Below are 16,241 nucleotides of genomic sequence, written 5' to 3' on the forward strand. Positions count from 1 at the left end.
TCACGACGCAGACGGTTCAACGGGCGGGCCGGGGAGGGAAATTCCGCCGGGTCCGCCCGTGCCGCCCGGCATCATGGGCGGATGATCATTGCTGCCGCACAATTCCTCCCGGTGCCGGGCGACATCGAGGCCAACGCCGCCCGGATGGCCGGGCTTCTCGCCGAGGCCGCCGGACGCGGCGCCGGGCTGGTGGTCTTCCCCGAACTCACGCTGACGCACTACGACCTGGCCCTGATAGCCGCCGATCCCGTGGGCTTGGCCGTCACGGCGGACGACGCCCGGCTGGCGCCCGTACGGGAGGCCTGCCGGGCGCACGGGGTCGCCGCGGTCGTGAACGCGCCGGGCCGCACCACCGGGGGCAACTCCCGCCCGGCCATCTCCTCGTTCGTCTTCGGCCCGGACGGCGCCCCGCTCACCCGCTACGACAAGGTCCACCTCTTCGAGGGCGAGGACGCGGTCTTCGCGCCGGGCACCGCCGAGGGCCGCTTCACCCTGGGCGGCATCCGGTTCGCGCTCGCCACCTGCTTCGACAACAGCTTCCCCGAGGTCCCGGCGCGCGCCGCGGCGGACGGCTGCCGGGTGTACCTCGCCAGCTCCTTCCACGGCACTCCGGAGCGGGTGGCGCGGTACGCGCGGGCGGCCCGGGACCACGGGCTGCACCTGGTGCTCGCCAACGGGCTGGGGACCGGCGGTTCCGCCGCGGGGTGCGGTCTCAGCGGCGCCTGGCTGCCGTCGGGCGAGCGGGCGGTGACGGCCGCCGAGTGGACCGGGGCGGAGCCGGGGGACCGGGCGGAACTGGTGCTCACCGACGTCCGCGACCGGATCACGCTGATGTCGGACCCGGCGGTGGCCGCGATCCCCGTGAAGGAGTGCGGTGAGCCGCTGGTGGACGTACGGACCGCGGCGCCCGGACTGCTGGTGGCCGCGGACCGGCAGGACGCGCCGGGCGACTTCGCCTTTCTGCGGGAAGGCGTGCTCCAACGGCTGCTGGCGGCACAGGAGTCACTCCCGGACGGGCTGCGGCTGCAGTTCGTCGAGGGCTACCGGCCGCCGGGGCTGCAGCGCCGCTACTTCGAGGAGTACACCGGCGAACTGCGCGCCGCCCACCCGGACTGGGACGCCGAGCGGCTGCACCGGGCCGCCAGCCGCTATGTGTCGCCGCCCGGGATCGCACCGCACAGCGCCGGCGGCGCGGTGGACCTCACCCTCGTGACCGCCGACGGGGGACATGTCGACATGGGGACACCGATCAACGCCAGTCCTGAGGAGAGCGAGGGGGCCTGCTACACGGGCGCGCCGGACCTGACGCCCGCCGCCCGCACCCACCGCCGGGTGCTGAACGCCGCGCTGACCGCCGCCGGTCTGGTCAACTACCCCACCGAGTGGTGGCACTGGTCCTACGGCGACCGCTACTGGGCGCTGGCGACCGGCGCGGACCGCGCGCTGTACGGGCCGAAGGAGCGGGACGGGCGCTGACACCGGTGGCCGTCGGCGCGCCCGGCCGCCGCGCAGGACGCGGTGCGGCCGGGCGGTGCCGGGGCCTCAGCCCTGCGGCTGCTCCGGCGCCAGCAGCTCCAGCTCCGCCCGGGTCGGGTAGGACGGCTGGGCGCCCGGCTTGGTGACGGCGGCGGCGCCGACCCGTACGGCGAAGCGGGCCGCCTCGGGGAGCGCGTCGCCGCGGGCCAGGCGGGTGGCGAGGGCACCGGTGAAGGCGTCGCCGGCGCCGGTGGTGTCGACGGCGGTGACGCGTACGCCCGGGACGTTCTCGGCTCCGGAGGCGTCCAGGACCAGCGCGCCGTCGCCGCCGAGGGTGACCACGACGGAGCGGGCGCCCTGGTCGCGCAGGGCCCGCGCCCAGCGGTCGGGGCTGCCGTCGGTCAGCCCGGAGAGCTGCCGCGCCTCGTGCTCGTTGACCACCAGCGGGTCGGCCACCGCGAGGAGTTCGGGGGCCAGCGCGGCGGCGGGGGCCGGGGAGGGGTTGAACACGACGCGGGCACCGGCCTGTTCGGCGGCAGCGGCGGCGGCCCGTACGGACTCCATGGGGATCTCCAGCTGGAGGGAGACCACGGCGGAGGCGGCGATGGTGTCCTTCGCGGCGGCCACGTCCTGCGGGGTGAGCGCGGCGTTGGCGCCGGGCGAGACCACGATGCTGTTGTCCCCGTCCGGGTCGACGATGATCATCGCGGTGCCGGTGCGGGCCGTGTCGTCCACGATGACCGGGGAGACATCGGTGCCCGCCGCGCGCTGGGCGCCGAGCAGCAACTGCCCGTAGGCGTCGCCGCCGACCCGGGCCAGCAGCGCGGTGCGCCCGCCGATCCGGGCCGCGGCGGCCGCCTGGTTGGCGCCCTTGCCGCCGGCCGACTCGACCAGGTCCGTGCCCAGCACCGTCTCGCCCGCGCCGGGCCTCCGGTCGACCCGTACCGTCAGATCCGCGTTGGCCGAGCCGACCACCAGGACGTCATACATGCACCGCTCTCCCACTTCTTCTCATCTGTCGTTGTCCGGCGGTCCGCCGGATGTGCCGGGCCGCGCGTCAGCCGTCGAACTTCGCGGCGTTCTCCGCGGTCACCAGTACCACCGGCACCCTGACCGACTGCGGCAGCTTCTCACCGCGGGAGGCCTTCAGCGCCCAGTCCACGGCCTGTTTGCCGAGGAGTTCCGGCTGCTGGGCGACGGTGGCGGTCAGGGTGCCGCCCCGGACCGCCTTGACGCCGTCCGGGGTGCCGTCGAACGCCACCACCTTGACGTCCTTCCCGGAGCGGCCGCCCAGCGCCTTGGACGCGCCCAGCGCCATCTCGTCGTTGGCGGCGAACACCCCGCCGATGTCGCGGTGCGCCTGGAGCATGTTGGTCATCACGTCCATGCCCTTGGTGCGGTCGAAGTCCGCGGGCTGGCGGGCGACGACCTCGATGCCGGGGTACTTCCTGATGCCCTCCTCGAAGCCCTTGCCGCGCTCGCGGGCGGCGGAGGTGCCGGCCTGGCCCTCCAGGAAGGCCACCTTGCCCTTGCCGCCGAGCGAGTCGGCCAGCGTCTTCGCGGCGAGCCGGCCGCCCGCGACGTTGTCGGAGGCGATGGTCGAGCCGACCGTGCCGCCGTTGACACCGCGGTCGATGGAGATCACCGGCACCTTCGCCCGGTTGGCGACGCCGACGGCCGGGACGGCGGCGTCGGAGTCGACCGGGTTGATGATGGCCGCCTTGACGTTCTGGCTGGTGAACGTCTCCATCTGGTTGATCTGCTGGGTGGGGTCGTTCTGCGCGTCGGTGATGTTGAGGTGCAGTCCGCGGGCGTCCGCCTCGGCCTGGGCGCCTTCCTTGATGCCGACGAAGAACGGGTTGTTCATCGTGGACAGCGCCAGCCCCAGGTCGGTGTCGCCGCCGCGGTCGCAGCCGGCCAGGCCCAGGGCGGCGGTCGCCGCCAGCCCGGCCGCCAGCGCGGCCCTGATCCGGGTGGTCCGCCGGGCGCTCATCGCGCGCTCCGGCGGCGCAGCGTGTCCAGGAGCACCGCCAGCGCGATGACCAGTCCGGTGGCGACCTGCTGCCAGAACGCCGAGACGCTCAGCAGGTTGAGGCCGTTGCGCAGGACGGCGAGGATCAGCGCGCCGATGAGGGTGCCGGAGGCCTTGCCGGAGCCGCCGGAGAGGCTGGCCCCGCCGATGACGACGGCGGCGATGGCGTCCAGCTCGTAGCCGGTGGCGGCCTGCGGCTGGGCGGAGGTGAGCCGGGCGGCGAGGACGATGCCGGCGACCGCAGCGAACACACCGGACAGCGCGTAGATCGCGAGCTTGCGGCGCCTGACGTCGATCCCGGAGAGCCGGGCCGCCTCCTCGTTGCCGCCGATCGCGAACATCGCCCGGCCGGCGTGCGTACGGGCCAGGACCAGCGCCGCGATCAGCCCCATCGCGATCATCACCAAGACCGGCACCGGCAGCCAGCCGCCGAGGGTGTCACCGAGCGCGCCGACCGAGGCGGGCAGGGCGATCGGGGAGCCGCCGGAGATGACCAGGGCCAGGCCGCGGCCGACCGACAGCATCGCCAGGGTGGCGATGAACGCGGGCAGTTTGCCGTAGGCGACCAGCGCGCCGGAGACCAGGCCGGCCGCCGCACCGACCGCCAGGCCGAGCAGGACCGCCATCCACACGGGCAGGCCCTCGTTGGTGGCCGCCCAGGCCATGACGGTGGCGGAGAGCGCGGCGACCGAGCCGACGGACAGGTCGATACCGGCCGAGACGATCACGAAGGTGACGCCGAAGGCGAGGATCGCGGTGACCGACGCCTGGACGCCGACATTGAGGAGGTTCTGCCCGTTGAGGAAGTCCCTGGACAGCACCGCCATCACGACGACCAGTGCGATCAGCCCGCCGAGCGGGCCGTTCCTGAGGACCGCCCGGGAGAACCACGGCCCGAAGCCGTCCCGGTCCGGTGCCTGTCCCACCGCCTCTGCGGCGGCTCCTGTCTTCACCTCAGTGGACATCGGAGCCCTCCATCGCGCTCTCGTCGTGGTGCCTGGTGCTCTTGGGGGAGCCGGGGGTCTGGCTCTTGGGGGAGCCGGGGGTCTGGAGCGCCAGCTCCATCACGGCGTCCTGGGTGGCCTCTTCGGCCGACAGCTCACCGGCCAGCCGGCCCTGTGCCATCACCAGCACCCGGTCGCTCATCCCGAGGACCTCGGGCAGATCGCTGGAGATCATCAGGACCGCGCGGCCGGACGCCGTCAGCTCGTTGATCAGCTGGTAGATCTCGACCTTGGCGCCGACGTCGATACCGCGCGTCGGCTCGTCGAGGATCAGCAGCCGGGTGTCCGTCAGCAGCCACTTGCCGATGACGATCTTCTGCTGGTTGCCGCCGGAGAGGGTGCGGGCGCTCTGGCCCAGGCCGCTCATCCGGACCTTCAGCTGTGCGGCCACCGCGGCCGCCTCGCGCCGCTGCGCGCCCCGGTCCACCAGCCCGCCGCGGCTGTCGCGGTCGAGCCGGGCGAGGGTGAGGTTGTCCTGGAGCGAGGCGTCCAGCACCAGGCCCTGGCCCTTGCGGTCCTCCGGTACGAGGCCGAGCCCGGCGCGCATCGCGGCCCGGACGTCGCCGCGGGCCAGCTCCCTGCCGTCGATCTCGACGGTCCCGGCGTCATAGCGGTCGACGCCGAAGATCGCCCGGACCACCTCCGTGCGGCCCGCGCCGACCAGTCCGGCGAGGCCCACGACCTCACCGGCCCGCACCTCGAAGTCGATGCCCTCGAAGACCGGCCCGGCAGCGGCGCCGTCGCGGCTCAGCCCGCGGACGCGCAGCAGGGGCGCGCCCGGCGCCTCGGGGCGCTGCCTCGGGTACTGCTCGGCGATGTCCCGGCCCACCATGAGGCGGATCAGCTCGTCCTCGTCCGTCGAGGCCGGCACCTGGGCGACGGAGCGGCCGTCCCGCAGGACGGTGACCCGGTCGCCGAGTGCGCCGATCTCCTCCAGGTGGTGGGTGATGAAGATGATGCCGACGCCGCTGTCGCGCAGTTCGCGGACGATCTCGAAGAGGGTCTCGACCTCCTCGGACGTCAGCACCGCGGTCGGCTCGTCCATGATCAGGACCCGGGCGTCCAGGCTGAGCGCCTTGGCGATCTCGACCATCTGGAGGCGGGCGATGCCGAGTTCGGAGACCGGGGTGTCGGGGGACACGTCGAGCCGTACCCGCCGCAGCAGGCCGGCGGCCCGGGTCCGCATCGCCTTCCGGTCGACCAGCCCGAGCCGGGTGCGCGGCTGCCGGCCCAGGAAGAGGTTCTCGGCGACGGTCATCCCGGGGACGAGGTTGAACTCCTGGTAGATGGTGGCGATGCCGAGCCGTTCGGCGTCCTGTGCCGAGCGGATGGTGGCCTCGTCGCCGTCCACGAGGAGGCGGCCCGCGTCGGGGCGGTGGGCGCCGGAGAGCATCTTGATGAGGGTGCTCTTGCCCGCACCGTTCTCGCCGAGCAGGACATGCACCTCACCGGTGCGCAGGGTGAGGTCCACGCCGTCGAGCGCGCGGACACCCGGGAACGACTTCGTCACCCCCTCCACGCGCAGCAGTTCGCGGCCGCCCGGTACGTCGTCGTTGACGCCGGTCATGCGCTGCCCCTCTCTTCCTCGGGTGGCTTGTGTGGTGGCTGACTGGGGTGGGGTGAGGGTGGGGGTGGGTGGCCCGCCCGGACGGGGAAGCCGTGTCGGCATGCCGGACACGGGCACCGGGCGGGCCGGCTCAGGGGGCGGGTACCTCGCCGCAGGAGCGGCGGGCGACCAGCCGGGCGGGCAGCAGCACCGAGCCGGCGGGCCGGTCCTCGATCCGCGCCAGCAGGGTGTGTACGGCGGCCCGGCCCAGTTCGCGGGTGGGCTGGGTGATGGCGGTCAGCGGCGGATCGGTGTGCGTGAACCACGGCACGTCGTCGTACACCACCAGCGCCATGTCGTCGGGCACCCGCAGCCCGCGGGCGCGGAGTTCGTCCATCGCGCCCAGGGCCATCAGGTTGTCGGTGGCCAGCACCGCGTCCGGCGGCTCGGCGAGGTCGAGGAAGTCACTCATCACCTGCCGGCCGCCGGTGTGCTGGAGGTCGGGGGTGGAACCGACCCGCTCGTCGGGCAGGGTCAGGCCGTATCCGGCCAGCGCGGTACGGAACTGGCGCAGGCGCTCGTCACCGGTGGGGGTGCCTGCCGGGGCGACGATGATCGCGGGGCGGCGGCGGCCGTGGGCGGCGAGATGCGCGGCCAGCTCGGTGAGCGCGGTACGGCCGTCGGCGCGGACGCAGGGGGCGTCGACACCGGGCACGGTGCGGTCCAGCAGCACCAGCGGGGTGCCGGACGCGACCACCTCGCTGAGCATCGTCGAACCGGTGCCGGCCGAGCTGACCAGCAGGCCGTCGATCCGGCGGTCGAGCAGGGTGCGGATGTAGTCGTCCTGCTGGTCGGGGCGCTCGCCGGCGTTGCCGATGACCAGGCTGTAGCCGAGGCTGCGGGCCTCGTCCTCGACGGCGTCGGCCAGCTCGGTGAAGAAGGGGTTGGTGAGATCGCTGATGATCAGGCCGAGCGCACCGGTCCGTGCGGTGCGCAGCGCGCGGGCGACGTTGTTGGGGCGGTAGCCCAGCTCCCGTACGGCGGCGAGCACCCGCTCACGGGTCTCGGCGACCGGGCTGTGGCCGTTGAGGACCCGCGACACCGTGGCGACGGAGACCCCTGCCCGCTCTGCCACATCCTTGATGTTCGCCATGGCACCGTCGCCGTTCCGTTCGCTGTTCCGTCTGTCCGTGCACCGCCTCCGGTACGGGGGCGGGTTCGCTGCGCGCGATCGTCGTGTAATCGATTCCGTGGGGAATGCGCGGAGGCTACGAAATCGATTACACGGGGGGTGCGTCAAGACGGGGTGAATGTTGCCTGCGTCACATGGGCGGGGGTGGGGAGGGTGGCGTGCGGGGTGCGGGAGGGGCAGAACCGAGGGAAAGGCGCGAAGGCCTGGGAGGGCGGGCACAGCCACACATAGGGTGCGGCGCGTGGTGCACGGCGAGCCCGGGCACTCCCCCGTTGACCGTCCCGCCACGAGGACGTCCGCCAGCCGTGTCCGGACCCATGGGGCCGGTCCCGTCACCTACCGGGCGAACTGCCCCACACAAGCGACGATCGCCACCAGCAGACCGAGCGCCCCGATGACGACCTGCCATCTGTCAGACGGCGCCCACCGGTTGCTCTGCTGCTCCGTGTCCTGATCGTCCATCACTCCTCCTCGCTCCTCCGGACAGGCCCCGGAGACCAGGGCCCCCGCCGGCCGGGCCGCCGACGGAGCTGTGGGGAGGAACGCGGTGAAGCGCCGCCAGAATAGCGCGAGTTGAGCCCGTACACAGGGGACGACAGCGCCGCGCCGTGGACAGCGCGCGGCCGCGTCGTGGACAGCGCGGACAGCGCAGGGGCCGCACCCCGTCGTGGGATGCGGCCCCTGTGGAAAGCCCCTGGCACCGGCGACGCCGGTGACGCTACGGATCAGCCGGTGGCGCCATGGGTCAGGCGACGGTCAGCTTGACCTCGATGTTGCCGCGGGTGGCGTGGGAGTACGGGCACACCTGGTGCGCCTTCGCCACGAGGTCCTGGGCGGTGGCCGCGTCGGCCTGCGGGATCGAGACGATGATCTCGGCCGTGAGGCCGAAGCCGCCGTCCGAGGTCTTGCCGATGCCGACCTCGGCGGTCACCCGGGAGCCGGAGACATCGACGTTCTCCCGGCGGGCGACGACGCTCAGCGCGCCCTGGAAGCAGGCGCTGTAACCAGCCGCGAAGAGCTGCTCGGGGTTGGTGCCGGCGCCGCTTCCGCCCTGCTCCTTGGGCGGGTTGACGACCACGTCGAGCTTGCCGTCGTCGCTGGCGACGCGGCCGTCACGGCCGTTCTCAGCGGTGGCGACGGCGGTGTAGACGACGTCGACGGTCTGGATGGACATACCGAATCCTCCTGTGGTTCGCCGCGACTCGCGCCCACGGATCACGACGGCGTGCCCCGAGCCTAACGGGCGGGGCAAGGGGAGCGGGGAGTACACAGTTCTCCGGCTTCCCCCCCCACCCCACCCCGCCCCCGGTGCCGGCCGGAGGGCTGAGGTCAGCTCTCCGGCCGGGGCCGGACTCAGCCCTCCAGGCTCACGATCATCTTGCCCGTGTTGTCGCCGCGCAGCAGGCCCAGGAAGGCCTCGACGCCGTTCTCGATGCCGGAGACCTTGGTCTCGCCGTACTTCAGCTCGCCGGAGCGAATCCAGGCGGAGACCTCCTCGACGAACTTCGGCTGCAGCGCCGCGTGGTCGCTGACCAGCAGGCCCTGGAGGCGCAGGCGCTTGCCGATCACCATGGCGAGGTTGCGGGGCGCCGGGGTCGGCTCGGTGGAGTTGTACATCGAGATCATGCCGCAGATGGCGGCCCGGCCATGGACGTTGAGGGAGCTGATGGCCGCCTCGAGGTGGTCGCCGCCGACGTTGTCGAAGTAGACGTCGATGCCGTCGGGGGCGGCCTCCCTGAGCTGCTTGCCGACGTCGCCGTTCTTGTAGTTGAAGGCGGCGTCGAAGCCGTACTCCTCCACCAGGAGCTTGACCTTCTCGTCGGAACCGGCGGAGCCGATGACCCGGGAGGCGCCCTTGAGCTTGGCGATCTGGCCGACCTCGCTGCCCACCGCACCGGCCGCGCCGGACACGAAGACGGCGTCGCCCTCCTTGAAGGACGCCACCTCCAGCAGGCCCGCGTACGCGGTCAGGCCCGGCATGCCCAGCACGCCGAGGTAGGCGGTGAGCGGGGCCAGCGACGGGTCCACCTTGGCGGCGCGCTTGGCGTCCAGGACCGCGTACTCCCGCCAGCCGAGGCCGTGCAGGACGTGGTCACCGACGGCCACGGAGTCGTCGCGCGAGGCGATGACCTCGCCGACCGCGCCGCCGTCCATCGGCTGGTCGAGCTGGAAGGGCGGGACGTAGGACTTGACGTCGTTCATCCGGCCGCGCATGTACGGGTCGACGGAGAAGTGCTGCGTACGGACGAGGATCTGACCCTCGCCGACCTCGGGCACCGCGACCTCGCGCAGCGCGAAGTCCTCCGGAGTGGGCCAGCCGTGGGGGCGGGCGACGAGGTGCCATTCGCGGCTGGTCGTGGGCAGTGCGGACATAAGCGCGATCCTCCTAAATGCTTCAGGTGCTGAAACAACCATGCGCCTCGATATTTCATGTTGTCAAGTAAATGGGTATCCTCGTGTGCATGACCCCCCGCGCAGACCCCCTGACCGTCGAGGTCGTCGACCTCATCGGCACCGTCGTCTCCCGTTACTACGAGGAGTACGAGCAGGCCGCCACCGAGCACTCCCTCACCGGTGCGCAGGCCAGGGTGCTCAGCCTGCTCTCGCTGGAGCCCCTGCCCATGCGCAAGGTCGCCCAGCGCCTGAAGTGCGAGCCGTCGAACATCACCGGGATCGTGGACCGCCTGGAGTCCCGCGGCCTGGTCGAGCGCCGCCCCGACCCGGCCGACCGCCGCGTCAAGCTCGCCGCCCCCACCGACGAGGGCGCGCGGCTGGCCCAGGCGCTGCGGACGTCCCTGGACTTCGCCCGCGAGCCCCTCGGCCGCCTGACGGTCGCCGAACGGACACTGCTGAAGGAGCTGCTGCAGCGGATGCTGGGCGTCGCCCCGGAGTGAGCCGGAGGGGCACAGGAGCGAGACGGACAGGCACCGGCGAGACCCGGAGGGGCGCCGGCGAGCCGCACCGCGCGGCGCCGCCCACGGCCGCCATGACCGCCCGGGAACCACTCCGGCGCCCCGCCCCGCAACTGCCTGACGCCTAGTCAACTCGCTTACCCATCACCGCATGACGGCAGCGCCGCACCGGATGAAATTCGCTTGCGCTTACGGAGCGGGCATATTGCACTCGGTGACATGACTGTTCGTCACACCCTCCCCCGGAAGGGGACCGCGCCGCGGCTGCGGACCCTGTGGTCGTTCGCTCAGCCGCACAAGGGTGCGCTGGTGGGGGCGCTGCTTCTGGGGCTGGTGGCGTCGGCGCTGGGGCTGGCCACTCCGATGGTCACCAAGTGGGTGCTCGACGCCCTGGGCACCTCGTCGTCGCTGAAGGGGCCGGTGGCGGCGCTGCTGGTCCTGCTCGTGGCCGGCGGAGCCGTCCGGTTCCGGCAGTGGACCCTGCTCGGCACCGTGGGGGAACGCGTGGTGCTGGAGGCCCGCGAGGCGATGGTGCGGCGGTTTCTGCGGGCCACCGTGCCGGCCGTGACGCGGCGCCCGAGCGGTGAGCTCGTCACCCGCGTCACCTCCGACACGGTGCTGCTGCGCGAGGCCGCCACCGGCGCGCTGATCGGGCTGATCAACGGGACGGTCATGCTGCTGGGCACCCTCGTCCTGATGGGTGTGCTCGATCTCGTGCTGCTCGGCACCACCGTGGCGGCGGTCGCGGTGACCGGGGTGCTGTTCGCGGTCCTGATGCCCGGTATCGCCGCGGCGCAGCAGCGCGCCCAGGAGCACCTCGGCCGGCTCGGTGGCGTCCTGGCGGGCACCCTGCGTGCCATCAGAACGGTGAAGGTGAGCCGTGCCGAGGACCGCACGGCCGAGCGCATCCTGGCCGAGGCGCGCTCCTCCGCCGAGTACGGCATCCGCGCCGTCCGCCGCGAGGCGCTGGCCTGGACGATCTCGTTGTCGGGCATCGAGCTGGCGACCATCGCGATCCTGGGGGTGGGCGCCTGGCGGGTCGGCGAGGGGCAGATGGAGGTCTCCAGCCTGATCGCCTTCCTGCTGTACGCGTTCGGGCTCATGGAGCCGGTCACCGAGCTGAGTGCGAACGTCAGCGCGCTGCAGTCGGGCATCGCCGCGGCGGAGCGCATCCGTGAGACCGCCGGTCTGGCGACCGAGAGCACCGCGGAGCCGGCGCCCTCTGCCGGCCCCGCGCCGCAGCGGGAGCACCGGCCCGACGTGCCCGTGCTGGCGCTGAGGCAGGTCACCGCGGCCTACGGCCCCGACGCCGAACCGGCCGTACGGGACATCGACCTGGCCGTCCCCCGGCGCGGGCACACCGCGATCGTCGGCCTGTCGGGAGCCGGCAAGACGACTCTGTTCTCCCTCTTCCTGCGCTTTCTGGAGCCGACGCGGGGCGAACTGCTCCTGGACGGCCGCCCGTACCGCGACCACACCCACGAGGAGCTCCGGGCGCGACTGGCGTACGTGGAGCAGGACACCCCGATCGTGCCGGGGACGCTCCGCGACAACCTGCTGCTCTCCCGCCCCGACGCGTCGGACGGGGAGCTGCGCCGGGTGCTGTGCGACGTCCGGCTGGCCGAGAAGGTCGAGGCGCTCGACGACGGCCTCGACACACCGCTGTCCGACACGACCGTCTCGGGCGGCGAACGCCAGCGCGTCGCCCTGGCGCGGGCCCTGCTCCGCACCCCCGACGTCCTGCTCCTGGACGAGGCGACCGCTCAGCTCGACGGGCTGACCGAGGCCGCCGTCCACGACTGCGTCCGCGCCCGCGCCGCCACGGGTGCGGTGGTCACGATCGCCCACCGGCTGTCGACCGTGATCGACGCGGACTCCATCGTGGTGATGGAGGCGGGCCGCATCCGCGTCCAGGGCGGCCACGAGGAACTGCTGGCGAAGGACGCCCTGTACCGCGAGCTGGTGAAGTCCCTGCGCATCAGCGGGGACACCGCCCCGGCCCCGGAGGCCGTCCCCGCCGCGGCCCGGCCGGCGGCCCCCTGACGGGACCTGTGGTGCCCTGGCGGCACGCGAACCCGCGCCGCCTCCGCTAGGGCGCGGCGGAGGTGCCGGTCGTCTCCGCGCCCGCCGGCGCGACGGAGCCCTCCGGTACCCCCGGCGCCCCGGCGGCGTCCGCTTCCCCGACGGCTCCCGCCGTCCGCACCCCCCGCAGCAGCACCGGCGCCAGGACCGCGGCGCAGGCCATCACGCTCGCGGCGGTCAGTACGGCCGACTGGAAGCCGTCGGTGAAGGCGGAGCGGGCCGCGGTCAGGAGCGCTTCGCCTGCCCGGCCCGGGAGTTCGGCGGCCACCGCGGCGGCGCCGGCCAGTGTTTCCCGGGCCGCGTCGGCCGCGGGTGCGGGGAGGGCGGCGGGCAGGGCGTCGGCCATGCCGGTGCGGTAGACCGCGCCGCCGATGCTGCCCAGGACGGCCATGCCCAGCGCGCCGCCCAGTTCGGTGCCGGACTCCAGCAGGGCCGAGGCGGAGCCGGCGCGCTCGGGCGGGGCGAGGCCGATGGCCAGTTCGTTGCCGAGGGACATCACCATCACCAGGCCCGCGGCGTAGACCGACGAGGCGACCAGGACGAACCACAGGGCGGAGTCCGGTTCCAGCCGGGACAGCCAGACGAAGCCGCCGGCCGCGAGGACGAAGCCCAGGGCGACGACGCGGGCCCGGTCCATGCGCTGGGCGAGGGTGGCGGCCAGTGGTGCCATCCCGCCCACCGCGAGGGTCGGCAGCAGGTTCCACAGCGCCGCCTCCATGGGGCTCATGCCCCGTACGGACTGCAGGTACTGGGTGAAGAAGACCGCGCAGCCGACGACAGCGAACATCGCCAGCAGGTTCATCAGGACCGAGACGCTGAACCCGCGGCGGCGGAACAGCTCCAGGTCGAGCATCGGGTGGCGGGCGGTGCGCTGGCGGTGGACGAAGGCCGCGGCGGCCAGCAGTCCCGCCATGAGGACGAGGACGGGCCGTGGTGCCAGGCCGTCGCGGGCGATCTCCTTGACGCCGTAGACCGTCGGCAGCATCGCGAGCAAGGACAGCAGCGCGCCGGGCAGGTCGAAGCGTCCGGCCGCCGGGTTCCTGAACTCCGGCAGCAGCAGCGGCCCGCAGACCAGCAGCAGCACCATCGCCGGGGTGTTGATCAGGAACACCGAGCCCCACCAGAAGTGCTCCAGCAGCGCCCCGCTGAGCACCGGGCCGACCGCGATGCCGCCCATCATCGCCGACGACCAGATCGCGACGGCCCTGCCGCGCTGCCGGGCGTCATGGAAGAGGTTGCGGATCAGCGCGAGCGTGGACGGCATCAGGGTCGCGCCGCCGATGCCGAGCAACGCCCGTGCGGCGATGAGGGTTTCCGCGCTCTGCGCGTAGGCGGCGACGCCGGAGGCGAGGCCGAAGAGGAGGGCGCCGGACAGCAGCAGCCTGCGGCGGCCGATACGGTCGCCCAGTGCGCCCATGGTGATCAACAGGCCGGCCAGGACGAAGCCGTAGACGTCCAGAATCCACAGCTGCTGGACGCTGCTGGGCTCCAGTTCGGCGGTCAGGAACGGCACCGCGAAGTAGAGCACCGAGACGTCCATCGAGACCAGGAGGCAGGGCAGCAGAAGGACGGCCAGGGCGGTCCACTCCCGGCGGCCGGCCGACGGCCGGGGTGTGTACGGAGTAAACGACATGAGTGACACGGTAAGCAGGGCGCGCTTACGGCGCAAACAGCTGGAGCAGTAAGGGAGTTGGAGGTGCATCACACTAGTGCACTACCGCAACGCCCCGCCCTGGCGAGGTGCGCTGGTACGCTCGCGAGCCTGGTAGAAGCCCCTGGTGCACTAGTACGGAGGTCGTCCCGTGGAGCAGTCGGCAGCCCCGCCGCCCTACCGGCGGATCGTCGAGGAGATCCGGAGCCGCATCGACGCCGGCACGCTCGCACCGGGCGACCGGGTGCCCTCGACCCGGCGGATCACCCGGGAGTGGGGGGTGGCGATGGCGACCGCGACCAAGGTGCTCACCACGCTGCGCCAGGAGGGCGTGGTCCGCGCCGTGCCGGGTGTGGGCACGGTGGTGGCCGCGCCGCAGCCGCAGCGGGCCGCGCGCCCCGGACTCGCGCGCGAGCGGCGGCCGCGGGAGACGGACAGCGGGCTGAGCCGCGAGCGCGTCGTCCGGGCCGGACTCAGGATCGCCGACGCCGAGGGGCTGCGGGCGCTGTCGATGCGCCGGGTCGCCGCCGAGTTCGGGGTGTCCTCGATGGCGCTCTACCGCCATGTGGCCAACAAGGACGCGCTGGTGGTGCTGATGGCGGACGCGGCGTTCCACGACATCGTGCTCCCGGACCCGGCGCCGGACGGCTGGCGGGCGCGGATGGAGGCGGGCGCGCGGCTGCAGTGGCAGCTCTACCGGCGGCATCCGTGGCTGGCGCACTATCTGTCGATCACCCGGCCGCAGCCGATGCCACGGGCGATGGCGCTCATCGAGTGGACCATGGCGCGGGTGGAGGGCGTGGACCCGGTGACGCTGATCCACATGGCCGTGACACTGCTGAACCACGTCCGCGCCACCGCCGCCGGCTTCGAGGACGACCTGGAGGCCGAGCAGGAGACCGGGATGGACCAGAGGCAGTGGATGGCCTCCATGGAGCCGGTGTTCGAGGGCATCGTCACGTCGGGCTCCTATCCCATGTACGGGGGGATCTCGGGGCACGACGAGGACGTGGTGACGCTGACCTCGCTGTTCGAGTTCGGGCTGGCGCGGCTGCTGGACGGGATGGCGGCGCTTGTGGAGGGCAGGGCCCCGGGCTCCGGCGAGGTCAACTGAGTTCCCCGCGCAGCCGGCGGGCCCGTAACACCAGCTCCAGTTCGAAGCGGCGGTCCGGGTCGTCGATCTCCGTGCCCCATAACTCCCGTATCTGGCGCAGCCGGTAGCGCACGGTCTGCGGGTGGACGCCGAGCCGTGCGGCGACCTCGGGGGCGCCGCCGCGGGTCTCCAGCCAGGCGAGCAGGGTCTCCGCGAGGCGGCGGGCATGGGCCGGGCCGCAGCTGTCCAGGGGGGCGAGGCGGCGGCGGGTGAGGTCGCCGATCAGCTCCTCCGGCGGCAGCAGGACCAGCGCCTCGGTGTGCTCGGTGCACTGCAGCAGCTCACCGGCGGGCAGCAGTCCGCGCTCCGTCAGGTCGACCGCGGCCCCGGCCCAGCGCAGCGACTTCGCGGCGTCCAGCAGCGGTACGGCGGGGCCGATCGCGCCCGACCAGCCGGCCGCCGCGCGGGCCAGCAGCTCACGCCGTCCGGGGGCGTCGGGGTCGGGCACCACCATCCGGGGCCGTTCGCTCTCCATGTCGAGCAGGACGTCCGGGGCGACGGCGGGCGCCACCGCCTCCCGGTCCGGTCGCAGCAGCACCGCGACCGCGACCCGCTCGGGCAGCGTCCAGCCGATGCCGGCGGCGCGCTCGGCGAGGGCCGGCGGCACGTCCGCCCCCGCGCCGCGCCGCCGCTTTCCCGGGGCCGTGAACAGCTGCTCCATCAGGCGCCGTTGCCGGCGCAGCCGCTCACCGGCCTGGCGGGCGGCGGCCTCGGCGTAGCCGCGGACGGACTCGGCGACCAGGCCGTCCAGGTACTCGTAGCCGGACTCGGCCAGCTCGTACATCGCGGGCGCCGGGATCGCGACCTGCTGGCCGATCTCGGCGAGCCGCCGCCAGGCCAGCCGGACGCCCAGCCGGTAGACGGCCTGGAGGACGTCCAGGCTGCGGCCCTGGAGGCCCTCGCCACGGCCGAACTCCTGGAAGACCCGCGGGTGGACGTGCGGCCGGTCCGGGCCGGCGGTCAGACGCGCGACGAAGTGCTCCAACGACTGGCGGATTCCCACCAGCGCCCGGGGCTCCCCGAACTCGTCCGGGATCACCGGGAGTTGTGGGTAGGTACGGCGGATCTCGCGGAGGATGTCCTGGGCGAGGGTGGGCACCTCCTCCAGTGCCAGGGCGGCGAACTGCCGTACCTGATAGGGCGGGACCTCCCGCCAGGCCGAGCGGACGGCCGTCACCATGAAGCGGACCTCC

The 16,241-nt window shown here is 73.4% G+C and carries 12 protein-coding genes and 1 pseudogene; 4 read left to right on the forward strand and 9 right to left on the reverse strand.

Annotated elements, in window-relative coordinates:
* Positions 1-81 precede the first annotated feature (81 nt).
* Entirely contained in the window at positions 82-1,476 is a 1,395-nt protein-coding gene (locus ACWC9R_RS01850; protein ID WP_450728030.1) for a nitrilase-related carbon-nitrogen hydrolase, read from the forward strand.
* A 66-nt stretch (positions 1,477-1,542) separates the two neighbouring features.
* Here ACWC9R_RS01850 and ACWC9R_RS01855 read toward each other — a convergent pair whose 3' ends face one another.
* From ACWC9R_RS01855 to ACWC9R_RS01885, 7 genes and pseudogenes are all read right to left on the reverse strand, one after another.
* Positions 1,543-2,466 carry a ribokinase gene (locus ACWC9R_RS01855; RefSeq protein ID WP_450728032.1) on the reverse strand — a complete coding sequence of 308 codons (924 nt, stop codon included), beginning with the start codon at positions 2,464-2,466 and terminating at the stop codon, positions 1,543-1,545.
* 67 nt (positions 2,467-2,533) lie between these two features.
* Positions 2,534-4,434 (reverse strand): annotated as a pseudogene (locus ACWC9R_RS01860) (ABC transporter permease/substrate-binding protein).
* Positions 4,435-4,462: 28 nt separating this feature from the next.
* On the reverse strand, positions 4,463-6,079 hold the full coding sequence (locus ACWC9R_RS01865; protein WP_450728034.1) for a sugar ABC transporter ATP-binding protein: 1,617 nt from the start codon (positions 6,077-6,079) through the stop codon (positions 4,463-4,465).
* 130 nt (positions 6,080-6,209) lie between these two features.
* Complete coding sequence (locus tag ACWC9R_RS01870) at positions 6,210-7,211, reverse strand: LacI family DNA-binding transcriptional regulator (protein ID WP_450728036.1); 1,002 nt, start codon at positions 7,209-7,211, stop codon at positions 6,210-6,212.
* Positions 7,212-7,586: 375 nt separating this feature from the next.
* Positions 7,587-7,712, reverse strand: a complete 126-nt coding sequence (locus ACWC9R_RS01875; protein ID WP_362612174.1) for a hypothetical protein — start codon at positions 7,710-7,712, stop codon at positions 7,587-7,589.
* Between the two features lie 283 nt (positions 7,713-7,995).
* Positions 7,996-8,424, reverse strand: coding sequence for an organic hydroperoxide resistance protein (locus ACWC9R_RS01880; RefSeq protein ID WP_450728038.1), 429 nt, complete (start codon positions 8,422-8,424; stop codon positions 7,996-7,998).
* Positions 8,425-8,603: 179 nt separating this feature from the next.
* Positions 8,604-9,623 (reverse strand): NADP-dependent oxidoreductase, encoded by a 1,020-nt coding sequence (locus tag ACWC9R_RS01885; protein ID WP_450728040.1) that lies wholly within the window; start codon positions 9,621-9,623, stop codon positions 8,604-8,606.
* 89 nt (positions 9,624-9,712) lie between these two features.
* Here ACWC9R_RS01885 and ACWC9R_RS01890 point away from each other — a divergent pair, with 89 nt between their 5' ends.
* Positions 9,713-10,144 carry a MarR family winged helix-turn-helix transcriptional regulator gene (locus tag ACWC9R_RS01890; protein ID WP_450728042.1) on the forward strand — a complete coding sequence of 144 codons (432 nt, stop codon included), beginning with the start codon at positions 9,713-9,715 and terminating at the stop codon, positions 10,142-10,144.
* 237 nt (positions 10,145-10,381) lie between these two features.
* The gene (locus tag ACWC9R_RS01895; protein WP_450728044.1) at positions 10,382-12,205 is read left to right on the forward strand and encodes an ABC transporter ATP-binding protein; all 1,824 of its coding nucleotides are present in this window, start codon (positions 10,382-10,384) and stop codon (positions 12,203-12,205) included.
* 46 nt (positions 12,206-12,251) lie between these two features.
* Here the strand turns inward: ACWC9R_RS01895 and ACWC9R_RS01900 are convergent, their stop codons facing one another.
* Entirely contained in the window at positions 12,252-13,877 is a 1,626-nt protein-coding gene (locus ACWC9R_RS01900) for an MFS transporter (protein ID WP_450728046.1), read from the reverse strand.
* Between the two features lie 169 nt (positions 13,878-14,046).
* Here ACWC9R_RS01900 and ACWC9R_RS01905 point away from each other — a divergent pair, with 169 nt between their 5' ends.
* Positions 14,047-15,009, forward strand: a complete 963-nt coding sequence (locus ACWC9R_RS01905; RefSeq protein WP_450728048.1) for a TetR/AcrR family transcriptional regulator C-terminal domain-containing protein — start codon at positions 14,047-14,049, stop codon at positions 15,007-15,009.
* Here the strand turns inward: ACWC9R_RS01905 and ACWC9R_RS01910 are convergent.
* The gene (locus ACWC9R_RS01910) at positions 15,002-16,228 is read right to left on the reverse strand and encodes a PucR family transcriptional regulator (RefSeq protein WP_450728050.1); all 1,227 of its coding nucleotides are present in this window, start codon (positions 16,226-16,228) and stop codon (positions 15,002-15,004) included. The two genes, ACWC9R_RS01905 and ACWC9R_RS01910, sit on opposite strands and share 8 nt — an antisense overlap.
* Between the last annotated feature and the right edge of the window lie 13 nt (positions 16,229-16,241).

Source organism: Streptomyces sp. NPDC001219 (genome assembly GCF_053597915.1).

Coding starts and splice junctions, on each gene's coding strand:
- ACWC9R_RS01850 (WP_450728030.1), top strand. CDS start 82: ATGATCATTGCTGCCGCACAATTCCTCCCGGTGCCGGGCGACATCGAG.
- ACWC9R_RS01855 (WP_450728032.1), bottom strand. CDS start 2,466: ATGTATGACGTCCTGGTGGTCGGCTCGGCCAACGCGGATCTGACGGTA.
- ACWC9R_RS01865 (WP_450728034.1), bottom strand. CDS start 6,079: ATGACCGGCGTCAACGACGACGTACCGGGCGGCCGCGAACTGCTGCGC.
- ACWC9R_RS01870 (WP_450728036.1), bottom strand. CDS start 7,211: ATGGCGAACATCAAGGATGTGGCAGAGCGGGCAGGGGTCTCCGTCGCC.
- ACWC9R_RS01875 (WP_362612174.1), bottom strand. CDS start 7,712: ATGGACGATCAGGACACGGAGCAGCAGAGCAACCGGTGGGCGCCGTCT.
- ACWC9R_RS01880 (WP_450728038.1), bottom strand. CDS start 8,424: ATGTCCATCCAGACCGTCGACGTCGTCTACACCGCCGTCGCCACCGCT.
- ACWC9R_RS01885 (WP_450728040.1), bottom strand. CDS start 9,623: ATGTCCGCACTGCCCACGACCAGCCGCGAATGGCACCTCGTCGCCCGC.
- ACWC9R_RS01890 (WP_450728042.1), top strand. CDS start 9,713: ATGACCCCCCGCGCAGACCCCCTGACCGTCGAGGTCGTCGACCTCATC.
- ACWC9R_RS01895 (WP_450728044.1), top strand. CDS start 10,382: ATGACTGTTCGTCACACCCTCCCCCGGAAGGGGACCGCGCCGCGGCTG.
- ACWC9R_RS01900 (WP_450728046.1), bottom strand. CDS start 13,877: ATGTCGTTTACTCCGTACACACCCCGGCCGTCGGCCGGCCGCCGGGAG.
- ACWC9R_RS01910 (WP_450728050.1), bottom strand. CDS start 16,228: ATGGTGACGGCCGTCCGCTCGGCCTGGCGGGAGGTCCCGCCCTATCAG.